Here is a 14791-nt window from a genome sequence, read left to right on the forward strand (position 1 = left end):
GGAACACCGTCCAAAGGTGAGGTCGACGTCGAGGCGCTCTACCGCGAGGACGGCGAGTTCCGCTTCCAGGGTGGCTGGCACGTCAATGCCTTCATCGCCGCCGGCATCGGCGCCATCTTCTCGTCGATCCTGCCCAACTTCACCAACTGGCTGCCGTCCTGGTGGGGCGTCCACGGTTGGTTCTTCGGCGTGGCGATTGCCGGCATCATCTACTACGTGCTGCGCACCGCGGCACTCGGCGCCGGCGCCAAGACGGCCAAGGCCTGACGCCCTTTTCCCTTCCCCCCTTGTGGGAGAAGGTGGATTGGCGCGTAGCGCCAAGACGGTTGAGGGGTGCTGGACGGAACTCTGTCAGCGTCAAGCTGGAACACCCCTCATCCGACCGAGCTTCGCTCGGCCACCTTCTCCCACAGGGGGAGAAGGCAAGACGCTAACCGCCAACCATCTCTGCCAGTTTGCGTACAGTGTTCCAGTTGCGCGACGTGCCGATGCCAAGCCGTTTGTGGCTCGTTGCCGACAGAAGCCGTGAACTGGCGCGCGAGAAGTAAATCCAGATGTCGCCGCCGACAGCCTGCATCCTTTCATCAGCGCCGACATAAGAGTTGAGCGCCGAGACAGCTTCGTCGGGCACCGGCTGGCGCATCACGCGCACTGCGACCTGATCCGCCGTGGCAATCGATTCGTCCGGAAACGGATTGCCGGCCGCAAGCGTCAGCCAATTGCTTGCCGTGCGCACGATGATGTCGACATGCTTGCCGAAGGCCTTTTCGAACGCCGCTTCCAGTCGCTTCTCAAGCGCGGAGATGGAGGTCTCTTCCGTCTCAAAGACCAGATTACCGGTCGCCACCAAGGTGCGAACGTTCTTCAGCCCGAGGTCTTGCGCCATCGCCTTGAGGTCGGCCATGACGACCCGCCGCCCCTCACCCAGGATGACGCTGTAGAGAAGCGCGACATAGGTCCGCATTGCCCGGCCGCCAGAGGTCGCTACACCAGCCGGCTCTGCTCCACCGCCGCCTCGATGAAGCTGGCAAACAGTGGATGCGGGTCGAGCGGCCGGCTTTTCAGTTCCGGGTGATACTGCACGCCGATGAACCAGGGATGATCGGGATACTCGACCGTTTCCGGCAGCACGCCGTCGGGCGACATGCCGGCAAACACCAGGCCGCAATCCTCGAGCCGCTCCTTGTAGTCGATATTGACCTCGTAGCGGTGGCGATGGCGCTCGGAAATCTGTGTGTCGCCATAGATGTCGGCGATCTTGGAACCCTTGGCGAGCTCGGCCTGATAGGCGCCGAGCCGCATCGTGCCGCCGAGATCGCCGGTCACGCGGCGCTTCTCCAGCATGTTGCCCTTCAGCCATTCGGTCATCAGTCCGACGACCGGCTCCTTGGTCGGGCCAAACTCGGTCGAAGACGCGTGCTCGACGCCGGCCAGCGAACGCGCCGCCTCGATGCAGGCCATCTGCATGCCGAAGCAGATGCCGAAATACGGCACCTTGCGCTCGCGCGCGAACTTCGCCGCCAGGATCTTGCCCTCGGAGCCACGTTCGCCAAAGCCGCCGGGAACCAGGATGCCATGCACCTTTTCCAGCCAGGGCGTCGGATCTTCCTTTTCGAAGATCTCCGATTCGATCCAGTCGAGCTTGACCTTGACGTGGTTGGCCAGGCCGCCATGCGAGAGCGCCTCGATCAACGATTTGTAGGCGTCCTTGAGGCCGGTATATTTGCCGACAATGGCGATGGTGACCTCGCCTTCCGGATTGTGGATGCGGTTGGACACCGCCTGCCAGGGCTCCATGCGTGGCTTCGGCGCCGGATCGATGCCGAAGGCGGCGAGCACTTCCGAATCGAGCCCTTCCTTGTGGTAGGCCATCGGCACGTCGTAGATATGCGGCACGTCGAGCGCCTGGATGACCGCGCTTTCCCTGACATTGCAGAACAGCGACAGTTTTCTGCGCTCTTCCTTGGGGATGGCGCGGTCGGCGCGGACCAGCAGGATGTCGGGCGCGATGCCGATGCCGCGCAGTTCCTTGACCGAATGCTGGGTCGGCTTGGTTTTCAGCTCGCCCGCGGTCGGGATGTAGGGCATCAGCGTCAGATGGACGTAGACGGCATTGTTGCGCGGCAGATCATTGCCGAGCTGGCGAATCGCCTCCAGGAACGGCATCGCCTCGATGTCGCCGACGGTGCCGCCGATCTCGCAGAGCACGAAATCATAGTCGTCATTGCCGTTGAGGACGAAATTCTTGATCTCGTCGGTGACGTGCGGAATGACCTGAACGGTTGCGCCGAGATAGTCGCCGCGCCGCTCGCGCTCGATGATGTTCTTGTAGATGCGGCCGGTGGTGATGTTGTCCTGCTGGTTGGCGGAGCGGCCGGTGAAGCGCTCGTAGTGGCCAAGATCGAGATCGGTCTCGGCACCGTCATCGGTGACGAACACCTCGCCATGCTGGTACGGCGACATCGTGCCCGGATCGACATTGAGATAGGGATCGAGTTTTTTGATGCGTGCGCGATAGCCGCGCGCCTGCAAGAGAGCCCCAAGGGCCGCTGCGGCAATGCCTTTTCCAAGTGAGGAAACCACGCCGCCTGTGATGAATACATATCGCGCCATGGGAGTCATCGCTTAACGCGGCCGGATTGATTCCGCCAGAGAAAAAACCGCCGCGAAGGCTTTTTCCCATGAAGGCGCGATACCCCCCTGGGGGCAAGTCAAAACAAAAGGGCCGGCAAGGCCGGCCCTTTCGGCAGAATGATGGAAACGTCAGATGATGACGACCTTGGTGCCGACCCTGACGCGGCTGTAGAGGTCCATGACGTGCTCGTTGATCATGCGGAAGCAGCCATTGGAGGCGCTGGTTCCGATCGACTGCGGCGCGATGGTGCCGTGGATGCGCAGATGCGTGTCCTTCTTGCCGTCATAGAGATAGATGGCGCGGGCGCCGAGTGGGTTCTGGCCACCGCCGGGCATGCCATCCTTGTACTGGCCGTAATGCTTCGGCTCGCGCTTCTGCATGTCCAGCGTCGGGATCCAGCGCGGCCATTCCTGCTTGTCGCCGACCGCAACCGTGCCCTTGAACTGCAGGCCTTCGCGGCCGACCGCAATGGCATAGCGGCGAGCGGTGGAAGACGATTCGACGAGGTAAAGGCGGCGGGCACTGGTGTCGATGACGATCGTACCCGCTTCATAGCCGGTGAATTCCACGTCCTGCGGGACGAATTCCGGCTTCACCTTGAACTGTTTCTTGGCATCCTTCTTGGCGAGAGCCTGGTCCAGCGCACGGGTCTCGGGGAGATATGAGATCGACGAAGAAGAGGTGCCGCCGAAGAGGCCTGCGAACAGACCGCCGCTCGACTGTTTCTGGCCACCAATGACTTCACTGCGCAGCTCGCCGTTGTTGCCGGTCAAAGCGACATTCATCGCTTCGGCCGGGAGCGTCTCGGCCGACTGGATCGGTGCGATCGGTGCGATCGGTTCGATTGGCTCGACGATCTTGGCGGCCTTCTTTGCCGGCTTGGCTTCGGCCACTTCGGTTGCCTGTGCTTTCGAGCCCCTCTTGGCGAGGAACGCCTGCCGTTCCGCGTCGGCCTTGGCCTTCGCCGCTTCGCGCATCGCCAGCTTCCTGGCTTCGAGCGCCTTGGCCTTGGCATCCTCCTTGTCGGCAACGATCCTGGCCTCGATCTTCTTGATCTGGGCGAGGTCGTCCGGTGTCGGGTTTTTCTTCTTCTTGAGAAGCTTCAATTGCGTCGCATCACTCTTGACGGCGACGTTGATGGCTCCGGTTGTCTCAACCGAAGGATGTGCGGCCATATTGGCCGGCACGCCGGCGAAAGCCGGGGAACCCAGGCCGAGTGCGGCGCAAAGTCCCAGGAAGATGAAGCTGCGAAGCTGCATGGCGAAGATCCGATCGTTCTATGCTTGTTGCCCACGGCGTCGCCCAGCGCCCCCCAAGGGCGCCGGAAATGCCGCGCGCAATCTATAGTCGAATAAGCGCGGGCGCCTCAAGCGCGTGGCTGCGCCGCGCGCAGTCGAATCTTCGTGATTGTGCTGCATTTGCCGCGACTGTGTTCAAACGACAACAGATCGCGGCTCAGGCAGCGGACACTACTGGTTCGGGACTTGTGGGGCAGCCGGTGCGGTGGGGGTTGTGCCGTTGGTCGCCGGCGGCGTCGAACCGGCTGCAGGCGCCGTGGCCGGAGCAGTTGCCGGGGGCTTTGCCGCGGCGTCGTTGCCGGACGGCGGCGTCGGCGTGGTGCTGCCTGCCGGCGCCGGAGTGGTCGTACCGGGCAATTGGTTGAGCACTCCCTTGCCGGCGCCGCTCGATGTCGCGGGCACGCGGTCAAGGATGTCGATCGGCTTCTCGCCGTAGCGGGCGACGATCGACAGTGTCAGCGACGTGGCGAAGAAGGCGGCCGCCAGGATTGCCGTCGCACGCGTCAGCGCATTGGCCGCACCCCGCGCGGTCATGAAGCCGGATCCGCCGCCGATGCCAAGGCCGCCGCCTTCGGAGCGCTGCAGCAGCACCACGCCGACAAGGGCGAGCACGACCATGAGATGGATGACGATCAGTACGGTTTCCATAGTTTATCCTGGCAAGGCCTTGCCCGGTCGCGGACACGACCGGTGAATTGGAGGCGGCTCAATACAATGCTTTGATGGCATTTCCAAGCCCGTGGCTGGAATATGGGAAGCAACGCTTCCTTTGCAACGATTTCCGGCGCCATCTACCCCTAAGAGATGCCGACTACCGCCTAAGAGATATTGCGATAGGCCTCGGCGATGGCAAGGAAGTCCGCCGCTTTCAGGCTGGCGCCGCCGACCAGCGCGCCGTCGACATTTTTGACGCCGAGCAGTTCGACCGCATTGGAGGGTTTGACCGAGCCGCCATAGAGAATACGCACCTTGGCCGCAACGCCGCCGAGCTTTTCCGACAGCCTTTCGCGGATATGTGCATGAGCATCCGCCACGTCGGCGGCGGTCGGCGTCAGGCCGGTGCCGATCGCCCATACCGGCTCATAGGCGATGACGGTGTTGGACGGGGTGGCGCTTGGCGGCACCGAGCCGGCGACCTGCCGCGACAGCACTTCCAGCGTTGCGCCCGCTTCACGCTGCAGCTGCGTCTCGCCAATGCAGATGATGGCCACCAGGCCGGCGCGCCAGGCGGCAGAGGCCTTGGCCTGGACCGTCGCGTCATCGTCACCGCGTTGCTCGCGACACTCGGAATGGCCGACGATGACATGGCTCGCGCCGGCATCCTTCAGCATTTCAGCCGAGATGCAGCCGGTGTAGGCGCCGCTTTCCTTGGTGTGGCAATCCTCGCCGCCGGCGTGGACCGGCGTGCGCGACAGGATCTCGGCGGCGTGGGCAAGTAGTGTTGCCGGAACGCAGACCAGCGCTTCCGTCTCCGCATCGAGCCCACTCATGAAACCGTTGCCGATCATCCTGAGCTCGTTGAGCGACGCGCTGGTGCCGTTCATTTTCCAGTTGCCGGCGACGAGTGGGCGAATTCCTGGCGTCATGGGTCTGCTTCTCCGGGCGATATCAGGCTCTGGCCCTCACTACCAAAATCAGGCCACAAAGCAATCGACAGTGAACCGGAAGGGCGCTATTGCGCTTGTTTCAGACTCGGCGCATGCGAAAATGCGCATAAATCGGAAGTAACGATGCTTAGTATATTGAGAAACGCGGCGGGTACCTGGGTCGCGAAGGGTCTACTGGTGCTGCTGGTGCTCAGCTTTTTGGTCTGGGGCATCTCCGGGCGGCTGATGGGCGGCTTCGCCGGTCATGACTCCGTCATCACGGCCGGCGGCACCAAGGTGTCGATCAACGAGTATCGCCTGGCTTATGATCGCCAACTCGCCGTCATGTCGCAGCAGTTCGGCCAGCGTCTCAGCCACGAGCAGGCAAAGGCGCTCGGCATCGACAACCAGGTGCTGGCGCAGCTCGTCTCGGGAGCCGTTCTCGACGAACAGGCCCGCAAGCTGGGCCTCGGCCTCTCCAAGGACCGGCTGGCCGAGTTGACGCGCGAAGATCCGGCCTTCAAGGGCCCCGGCGGCCAGTTCGACCGCAGAACCTTCGAATATATGTTGCGGCAGGTCGGCATGCGGCCTGAGGACTATCTCAAGAACCGCGCTCAGGTGGCGGTACGCCAGCAGATCGTCGAGGCGGTCTCGGACGGCCTCAAGGCGCCGGACACTTTCTTCAAGGCGGTGGCGCTTTATCGCGGCGAAGACCGCACCATCGACTATTTGACGTTGCCCAAGGCGCTTGTCGAGCCGATCCAGGCGCCATCCGACAGCGTGCTCTCGGCCTATTTCGACGCAAACAAGAAGACGTACGCGGCACCCGAATACCGCAAATTCTCCTATGTCCGCCTCGAACCGGTCGACATCATGGATACGACCGCGGTCACCGACCAACAGGTCAGCGACGACTACAACAAGAACAAGGCGCGCTATACGACGCCTGAACTGCGCACCATCGAGCAGCTGGTGTTCAAGACGCCTGACGCTGCCAAGGCCGCGCTCGATTCGCTGAAGGCCGGCGCCACCTTCGACAAGCTGGTCACGGCGGAAGGCAGGACCCAGGCCGACACTTTGCTCGGCACGCTGGCCAAGGACAAGATTGCCGACAAGGCGGTCGCCGACGCGGCCTTCAAACTCAATGCCAATGAAGTCAGCCAGGTTGTGCAGGGCGCCTTCGGTCCGGTGCTGTTGCGCGTCACCGAGATCAAGCCCGAGGTGGTGAAGCCGCTGGCCGAAGTGTCCGACCAGATTCGCAAGGACCTGGCGCTGGGCGAGGCAAGCCGCATCCTTCTCGACGTGCGTGACAGTTACGAAGACACCCGTGCCGCCGGCGGTTCGCTGGCCGACGCCGCCACCAAGCTGAAGCTGAAGGTCGTCACCATCGACGCCATCGATCGCAGCGGCCAGAGGCCCGACGCAACCATCGTCAAGGACCTGCCGCAATCGCCGGAACTGATCAAGGCTGTCTTCGACGCTGAACCCAAGACGGAAAACGATGCCTTGACCACGGCGGACAACGGTTTCGTTTTCTATGAAGTGGCTTCCATCACACCGGCTCGCGACCGGACGCTGGACGAGGTTCGCCAGAAAGTCGTTGCCGACTGGACGGCGGCGGAGACGACCAAGCGGCTCGCCGCCAAGGCTGACGAGCTCGAAAAGCGGCTCAAGGCCGGCGCCACGCTCGACGTCATCGCCAGCGACCTGAAGCTGGAAAAACAGACCAAGCGCGGCGTCAAGCGCGATGCCGACGATGTCGATTTCGGCAAGCAGGGTGCGGCAGCGATGTTCGGCGTCGGCGAAGGCGGCACCGGCCTGATCCCCTCGCCCACCAGCGACGGGCAGATCCTGTACAAGGTCGCCGAAGTGTTCGAGCCTGCGGGGGCCGATGCCCGCTCGGTGCCGGACGACGCACAGAAATCCTTCACCTCCGGCATGTCGGACGATCTGCTCGACCAGCTGGTGGCGCAGCTGCAGACGCAATACGACGTTCGCATCGACCAGGCCGCCGTCGCCCAAGCCTCGACAAGATGAGCGCGCTGAAAACCCATATCGCCAAGGTCGCGACCGGCACCGCGCTTTCCTTCGAGGAAGCGCGCGAGGCCTTCGACATCATCATGTCGGGCGACGCAACGCCCGGCCAGATCGGCGGCTTCCTGATGGCGCTGCGCGTGCGCGGCGAGACGGTGAGCGAGATTTCCGGCGCCGTCGCCACCATGCGCGCCAAGATGCTGCGCGTCGATGCGCCCGCCGGCGCCATCGATATCGTCGGCACCGGCGGTGACAATTCCCACAGCGTCAACATTTCGACGGCATCGGCATTCGTCATTGCCGGCAGCGGTGTGCCGGTCGCCAAGCACGGCAATCGCGGCCTGTCGTCTCTGACGGGAGCCGCCGACGTGCTGGTCGCGCTCGGCGTCAAGATCGACATCTCGCCCGAGTTCATCGGCCGTTGCATTCACGAGACGGGCGTCGGCTTCATGTTCGCGCCCGCGCACCATCCGGCGATGAAGCATGTCGGCCCGACCCGCGTCGAACTCGGCACCCGCACGATCTTCAATCTGCTTGGCCCCCTTTCCAATCCGGCTGGTGTCAAGCGGCAGATGGTGGGTGTGTTCCTGCCGGAATGGATCCTGCCGGTGGCCGAGACGCTGAAAGCACTGGGCGCCGAGCATGCCTGGGTCGCCCATGGCGACGGCTATGACGAAATCACCACCACCGGCGAGACGCAGGTCGCCGAACTGATCGGCGGCGAGATCCGCAGCTTCACGCTGACCCCGGAAGCGGTCGGACTGGCACGCCATACCAAGGATGAATTGCGTGGCGGCGACGCGGCTTACAATGCCAAGGCATTACGCGATATGCTGGGCGGCGCCGCCGGCGCTTACCGCGACACCGTGCTGATGAATGCCGGCGCCGGACTGGTCGTGGCGGGCAAGGCGACGACGCTTGGCGACGGCATCGCGCTCGCCGCGCAAGCCATCGACAGCGGCCGGGCGTTGCAAGTGCTTGACCGGTTGATCGAGATTTCGAACGGATAGAGCGTGTCTGACATTCTTCGCAAGATCGAGGCCTACAAGCGCGACGAGATCGCTGCGGCTAAGGCACGTGTGCCGCTGACCGAGATCAAGGCGCGAGCGAAGGACGCGGATGCGCCGCGCGGCTTTCTTGCGGCGCTCGAGGCGAAGCGCAAATCCGGTGCCTTCGCGCTGATCGCCGAGATCAAGAAGGCAAGCCCCTCCAAGGGCCTGATCCGCGCCGATTTCGACCCACCGGCATTGGCGCGAGCCTATGCGAAAGGCGGTGCCGCCTGTCTTTCAGTGCTGACCGACGCGCCGTCCTTCCAGGGCGCGCCCGAATTTCTGACCAGGGCGAGAGCTGCCGTCGCCCTGCCCGCTTTGCGCAAGGATTTTCTATTCGATCCCTACCAGGTGTTCGAGGCCCGCGCCTGGGGCGCGGACGCCATCCTGATCATCATGGCGAGCGTCGACGACGCGCTGGCCAGCGACCTCGAATCGACGGCGTTCGAACTCGGCATGGATGCGCTGGTCGAAGTGCATGACGAGGCCGAAACGCAGCGCGCACTAAAGCTGTCGTCGCGGCTGATCGGCATCAACAATCGCAATCTGAGAACATTCGAGACCAGCCTCGCTACCTCGGAGCGGCTGGCGTCGATGGTGCCGGCCGACCGCCTGCTGGTCAGCGAGAGCGGTATTTTCACGCATGACGATTGCCTCAGGCTGCAAAAGAACGACATCGGCACCTTCCTTGTCGGCGAGAGCCTGATGCGGCAGCAGGACGTCACCATGGCGACCAGCCTGCTGCTGACGGGCAAGGCGCCGGCCGAGGCCATCTGACGATGACGGCCGCCCTCACCCATCTCGGCGCGGAGGGCGAGGCCAACATGGTCGACGTCGGCGACAAGGCGGAGACGACGCGCACGGCGATCGCCGAGGGTTTTGTCGCGATGCAGCCCGACACGCTGACGATGATCCTCGAAGGCAACGCCAAGAAGGGCGACGTGCTCGGCACCGCGCGCATCGCCGGCATCATGGCGGCAAAGAAAGCGCATGAATTGATCCCGCTCTGCCATCCGCTGCTTCTGACCAAGGTTTCCGTCGACATCGAGCCGGACCATGCCTTGCCAGGCCTGAAGGTCACAGCACTTGCGCGCGTCACCGGCAAGACGGGCGTCGAGATGGAGGCGCTGACCGCCGCTTCGGTGGCCTGCCTGACCATCTACGACATGGCCAAGGCGGTTGACCGCGCGATGGTCATCTCCGGCATCCGGCTGGTCGAAAAGACCGGCGGCAAGTCGGGCGACTACAAGGTAGACGCCTGATGGCGCTGGTTCCCGTCGCCGAGGCGCTCGAACGCCTGCTGGAAGGCGCGGTATCACTGGCAGGCGAAAGCGTTCCGCTCTTTGAGGCAATGGATCGCGTGCTGGCCGATCCCGTCATTGCGCTGCGCACGCAACCACCTTTCAATGCCTCGGCCATGGACGGCTATGCGGCGCGCGCCGTCGATGTGGCGTCGGCGCCGTCAAGACTTTCGGTGATCGGCATGGCGCCGGCCGGGCGTGGCTTTGGCGGCACGGTCGGCAAGGCGCAGGCCGTGCGCATCTTTACCGGCGCGCCGCTGCCCGAAGGCGCCGACACCATCGTCATCCAGGAGAATGTCCGCGACCTCGGTGGCGGCGACATCGAAGTGACCGAGCCGACGGCGGAGTGGCGCAACATTCGCCGTGTCGGGCTGGACTTCTCGAAAGGCGATGTCCTGCTGGAAAAGGGCCGCGTGCTCGACCCGGCGGCGCTGTCGCTGGCGGCATCGGCCAACCACCCCACGGTCAACGTGGTGAAACGGCCGCTGGTCGCCATCATCGCCACCGGCGACGAATTGTTGCCGCCGGGCAGCGAACTCGGGCCGGACCAGATCATCTCGTCCAATGCCTATGGTGTCGCGGCGGCGGCGCAGTCGGTCGGCGCCCGCGCGCTCGATCTCGGCATTGCCGCCGACCGCAAGGAGGCCATCGCCGCCTTGGTTCAAAAGGCGGTCGCGGCTGGTGCGGATGTCATCGTGACGCTGGGTGGCGCCTCGGTCGGCGACCACGATCTGATCCATGACGTGCTGACAGGCGAAGGCATGACGCTTGGCTTCTGGAAGATCGCCATGCGCCCCGGCAAGCCGCTGATGTTCGGACGCCTCGGCGATATCAGATGCATCGGTCTGCCCGGCAATCCGGTGGCAAGCCTGGTCTGCTCGCAGTTGTTCCTGAAACCGCTGCTGGCGCGGCTTGGTGGGCGCAACCATCGTCAGGATATTCGTCCGGCGCGATTGGGCGCCGCAATGCCGGCCAATGATCTGCGCCAGGATTATGTGCGGGCGGTGGTCAGGGAAGATGACGGCGCGCTGGTGGCGACGCCGTTCGGCATCCAGGATTCCTCGATGCTCAGAATGCTGGCCGACGCCAACGGGCTGATTGTGCGCGCACCGTTTGCCCCCGCGGCGGCCGCCGGTGAAGCTTGCAGCGTGCTGATGTTGCGTTGACGTTTCGCCAAACAAGCTATTGATAATAGGGCGGAAATAATCTCCGCCCTATTCTGAGATCAAGGCCCGTGTCAGCGGATGCGCTGGATCGGTGAGGCCGTCGACAATGCTGAAATGATGCCGGTCGGGCTCGACCACGGTGCTGGTCGCAGCACCTAGGCCGGTCCAGATGTTGGCAAGCAGCGCGTTCTGGCGCAGGAACTCGGCACGCTCACTGCCACCGGCCCAGCAGGTGATGCGGGCACCATCCATGGGACGCAGCAGCGCCGGGCTCTCGGCCTGCGCCTCCTGCTCGTCGATCGCCAGTGTCGCGTTCATCTCGGTGTGCATGATCGGTCGCAGATCGTGGAGGCCGGAAATCGACACGACGTGGCGTATGCGCCGCGCCACATCGGCCGCCAGAGGCGTGGTTGCCGTGACCATCCGGCTGGCGAGGTGTCCGCCGGCCGAATGTCCGGTCAGCATCAACGGCCCGTCGACCATCCCTGCCGCCTTGCCGATCGCTGCCCCTATTTCCCCAACGATGCCGGCGATGCGGGCTTCGGGACAGAGCGTGTAGGACGGTATCGCCACGGCAAAGCCGCTGCTGACCGCGCCATTGGCGAGGTGCGACCAGAAACTCTTGTCGAACGCCTTCCAATAGCCGCCATGGATGAACACCACGAGCCCCTTGGGCGTGACGCTGGGAAGGAAGAGATCGAGCCGATTGCGCCGTCCGTCGCCATAGGCAATGTCGAGCCGTGCCCGGCCCTCAGCCGAAAGCGCTTCGCGAAAGGCTTGTGCTGGCTCCACCCACGCGGCCGGCCATCGGTCGCTGCCGGCGATGTTCGCACCGTTGGCATAGGCGCTGTCCCAATTGGCAATCTGACGTTCGAACATCGGCGCCCTCCCCAAAACCGGCATCGTTTCCGCGCTAGCAATGGCCATCGCCACGCCATGCGTCAATGCTCCAGGGCAAAAACATTTTAGGCTTGAAACAAATTTCGACTGGTGCGATCCTGCCTGACGAACAGCCGACAATGGGAGGTCTGCTGTGCTGCCCGAAACCTGCAAATGTCCGCCCTTTGGGGTGGCGTCGACGAGCACGGTGCGACCGGCGGCACGAAGCCTCCTCGAGAAGCAGGACCTTCAGATCCACCCATCCGGCCAGAAGCCTCGCGCGCTGGCCAGGCAGCAGACAGGATAGCGGCGACATGCTTGGGCCTTCAGCGCATATCGACACGTTCACGCGCGATCACCTGCCGCCGCCGGAGCAATGGCCAGACTTCCTGCTCGACGGCTTCGACTATCCCGAACACCTCAACGCCGGCGTCGAACTGACCGACAGGCTGGTCGAGAAGGGCTTGGGTGACCACACCGCGCTGATCGGCAATGGCCGCCGCCGCACCTACAAGGAACTATCCGACTGGACGAACCGGCTGGCCCATGCGCTGGTCGAGAACTATGGCGTCAAGCCCGGCAACCGGGTGCTGATCCGCTCCGCCAACAATCCCGCCATGGTGGCCTGCTGGCTGGCCGCCACCAAGGTCGGCGCCGTGGTCGTCAACACCATGCCGATGCTGCGCGCCGGCGAGCTCAGCAAGATCGTCGACAAGGCGGAAATCACAACCGCGCTTTGTGACACAAGGCTGATGGATGAGATGACCGCCTGCGCCAAGGATAGCCCGTTCCTCAAGCAGGTCATCGGCTTCGACGGCACCGCCAACCATGATGCCGAACTCGATCGCGCCGCCCTCGACAAGTCGGTTGTTTTCACCGCCGTCAACACCGGCCGCGACGACGTCGCGCTGCTCGGCTTCACCTCGGGAACGACAGGCGTGCCGAAGGCGACGATGCATTTCCACCGCGACCTCTTGATCATCGCCGATGCCTATGCCCGTGAAATTCTCCAGGTAACGCCGGACGACATTTTCGTCGGCTCGCCGCCGCTCGCCTTTACCTTCGGCCTTGGCGGGCTCGCCATCTTCCCGCTGCGCTTCGGTGCGGCGGCGACGCTGCTGGAACAGGCGACGCCGCCCAACATGATCCACATCATCGAGACCTACAAAGCGACGATCTCGTTCACCGCGCCGACCGCCTACCGCGCGATGCTCAAGGCCATGGATGAAGGTGCGGACCTGTCATCGCTGCGCGTCGCCGTTTCGGCCGGCGAGACCTTGCCCGCTCCGGTCTTCGAAGAGTGGACGCGAAAGACCGGCAAGCCGATCCTCGACGGCATCGGCGCCACCGAAATGCTGCACATCTTCATCTCCAACCGCTTCGACGACATGAAGCCGGCGTCGACCGGCAAGCCGGTGGGCGGCTATGAGGCGCGCATCGTCGACGACGAGATGCGCGAGGTGCCGCGAGGCGCGACCGGCAGGCTGGCGGTGCGCGGGCCGACCGGCTGCCGCTACATGGCCGACGACAGGCAGAAGGACTACGTTCGCGACGGCTGGAACCTCACCGGCGACACCTTCACGCAGGACAAGGACGGCTTCTTTCATTTCGCCGCCCGCTCCGACGACATGATCGTCAGCGCCGGCTACAACATTGCCGGGCGGGAAGTCGAGGCAGCGCTGCTGGCGCATCCTGATGTCGCCGAATGCGCGGTCATCGGCGCGGAGGATGCCGAACGCGGCCAGATCGTCGAGGCGCATGTCGTGCTGGTGCAAGGCGTCGCGGCAGACGCATTGACCACCAAGCGCCTGCAGGACCACGTCAAGGCAACCATCGCGCCCTACAAATACCCGCGATCGGTAAAATTCATCGCTGCTCTGCCCAAGACCCAGACCGGCAAGATCCAGCGTTTCCGGCTGCGTACGGAGAAAATCAATTGAGCGAGCCATACGATCCGGCGTCCGAAGGCGCACAGATGTCGTTCAACGAACGCATGTCCTACAGCGACTATCTGCATCTGGAGAAGGTGCTGGAGGCGCAGACGCCGCTGTCGACGGCGCATGACGAGATGCTGTTCATCATCCAGCATCAGACCTCCGAGCTTTGGATGAAGCTTGCCCTGCACGAGATTGGTGCTGCGATCCGCTCGATCCGCGCCGACCGCCTCGAGCCGAGTTTCAAGATGCTGTCGCGGGTTGCCCGCATTTTCGAGCAGTTGAACAATGCGTGGGACGTGCTGCGGACCATGACGCCCAGCGAATACACTGAGTTCCGCGATGCGCTCGGCCAATCCTCGGGTTTCCAGTCCTGGCAGTATCGCGCCATCGAGTTCATGGCCGGCAATCGCAACCTCGCCATGCTCGGCCCGCACAAGCACCGGCCGGAGCTCAGCCAGAAGCTTGAGGCGATCCTGGCCGAGCCGTCGCTCTACGACGAAGCCCTGCTGCTGCTCGCCCGCAACGGATTCGACATCGGCGCCGACGCCAGGCGCACCGACTGGCGGGAAACCCGCACTGAGAACGAAGAGGTCCTGGTCGCCTGGCAGACCGTCTACCGCGATCCGCAGCGCTACTGGATGTTCTACGAACTGGCCGAGAAGCTGGTCGACTTCGAGGACTATTTCCGCCGCTGGCGCTTCAACCACGTCACCACGGTCGAACGCATCATAGGCATGAAGCGCGGCACCGGTGGCACGTCAGGTGCCTCCTATCTGAAGAAGATGCTCGAGGTCGTCCTGTTTCCAGAACTTTGGACCGTTCGCACCCGGCTCTGACATCATTGAAATGAAACCAGGCACGCCGACAGCATGCGCTTGTGGCGGAAACCTTTCGCAAACAACCGAG

13 protein-coding genes and 1 pseudogene are annotated in these 14791 nt (G+C 63.8%); 8 read left to right on the top strand and 6 right to left on the bottom strand.

The annotated features are described in order from the left end of the window. Nucleotides 1–12: 12 nt before the first annotated feature. Nucleotides 13–267: pseudogene (locus BPNPMPFG_RS04905) on the top strand (nitrate reductase); the annotation flags it as partial. 163 nt (nt 268–430) lie between these two features. Here the strand turns inward: BPNPMPFG_RS04905 and BPNPMPFG_RS04910 are convergent. From BPNPMPFG_RS04910 to tpiA, 5 genes are all read right to left on the bottom strand, one after another. Then, the gene (locus BPNPMPFG_RS04910) at nt 431–964 is read right to left on the bottom strand and encodes a DUF1697 domain-containing protein (protein WP_258593542.1); all 534 of its coding nucleotides are present in this window, start codon (nt 962–964) and stop codon (nt 431–433) included. A 20-nt stretch (nt 965–984) separates the two neighbouring features. Beyond that, a complete protein-coding gene (gene pyrG / locus BPNPMPFG_RS04915; RefSeq protein WP_319945976.1) occupies nt 985–2622 on the bottom strand; it encodes a CTP synthase in 1638 nt (545 codons plus the stop codon). 141 nt (nt 2623–2763) lie between these two features. Further along, the gene (locus BPNPMPFG_RS04920) at nt 2764–3894 is read right to left on the bottom strand and encodes a L,D-transpeptidase (protein ID WP_258593546.1); all 1131 of its coding nucleotides are present in this window, start codon (nt 3892–3894) and stop codon (nt 2764–2766) included. Between the two features lie 210 nt (nt 3895–4104). Then, complete coding sequence (gene secG / locus BPNPMPFG_RS04925; protein ID WP_258593548.1) at nt 4105–4581, bottom strand: preprotein translocase subunit SecG; 477 nt, start codon at nt 4579–4581, stop codon at nt 4105–4107. Nucleotides 4582–4751: 170 nt separating this feature from the next. Further along, nucleotides 4752–5519 (bottom strand): triose-phosphate isomerase, encoded by a 768-nt coding sequence (gene tpiA, locus BPNPMPFG_RS04930; RefSeq protein WP_258593550.1) that lies wholly within the window; start codon nt 5517–5519, stop codon nt 4752–4754. Between the two features lie 144 nt (nt 5520–5663). Here tpiA and BPNPMPFG_RS04935 point away from each other — a divergent pair, with 144 nt between their 5' ends. The 5 genes from BPNPMPFG_RS04935 to BPNPMPFG_RS04955 are packed head-to-tail and all read left to right on the top strand — an operon-like array spanning nt 5664 to nt 11069. Then, complete coding sequence (locus tag BPNPMPFG_RS04935) at nt 5664–7556, top strand: SurA N-terminal domain-containing protein (protein ID WP_258593552.1); 1893 nt, start codon at nt 5664–5666, stop codon at nt 7554–7556. Next, nucleotides 7553–8563, top strand: a complete 1011-nt coding sequence (trpD, locus tag BPNPMPFG_RS04940) for an anthranilate phosphoribosyltransferase (RefSeq protein ID WP_258593554.1) — start codon at nt 7553–7555, stop codon at nt 8561–8563. Before BPNPMPFG_RS04935 ends, trpD begins: the two co-directional genes overlap by 4 nt. 3 nt (nt 8564–8566) lie before the next feature. Continuing rightward, on the top strand, nt 8567–9379 hold the full coding sequence (gene trpC / locus BPNPMPFG_RS04945) for an indole-3-glycerol phosphate synthase TrpC (protein WP_258593556.1): 813 nt from the start codon (nt 8567–8569) through the stop codon (nt 9377–9379). Nucleotides 9380–9381: 2 nt separating this feature from the next. After that, nucleotides 9382–9864, top strand: coding sequence for a cyclic pyranopterin monophosphate synthase MoaC (gene moaC, locus BPNPMPFG_RS04950; protein WP_258593558.1), 483 nt, complete (start codon nt 9382–9384; stop codon nt 9862–9864). After that, complete coding sequence (locus BPNPMPFG_RS04955) at nt 9864–11069, top strand: molybdopterin molybdotransferase MoeA (protein ID WP_258593560.1); 1206 nt, start codon at nt 9864–9866, stop codon at nt 11067–11069. The genes moaC and BPNPMPFG_RS04955 overlap by 1 nt, the downstream gene beginning before the upstream one ends. A 48-nt stretch (nt 11070–11117) precedes the next feature. Here the strand turns inward: BPNPMPFG_RS04955 and BPNPMPFG_RS04960 are convergent, their stop codons facing one another. After that, entirely contained in the window at nt 11118–11948 is an 831-nt protein-coding gene (locus BPNPMPFG_RS04960; RefSeq protein WP_258593562.1) for a hormone-sensitive lipase, read from the bottom strand. Nucleotides 11949–12262: 314 nt separating this feature from the next. Between BPNPMPFG_RS04960 and BPNPMPFG_RS04965 the strand changes: the two genes are divergently transcribed. Both BPNPMPFG_RS04965 and kynA read left to right on the top strand, forming a co-directional pair. Next, nucleotides 12263–13888, top strand: coding sequence for a benzoate-CoA ligase family protein (locus tag BPNPMPFG_RS04965; protein WP_258593564.1), 1626 nt, complete (start codon nt 12263–12265; stop codon nt 13886–13888). Then, the gene (kynA, locus tag BPNPMPFG_RS04970) at nt 13885–14721 is read left to right on the top strand and encodes a tryptophan 2,3-dioxygenase (RefSeq protein WP_258593566.1); all 837 of its coding nucleotides are present in this window, start codon (nt 13885–13887) and stop codon (nt 14719–14721) included. Before BPNPMPFG_RS04965 ends, kynA begins: the two co-directional genes overlap by 4 nt. The last annotated feature ends 70 nt before the right edge of the window (nt 14722–14791 follow it).

The organism is Mesorhizobium sp. AR07 (assembly GCF_024746815.1).
GTDB lineage: Bacteria > Pseudomonadota > Alphaproteobacteria > Rhizobiales > Rhizobiaceae > Mesorhizobium.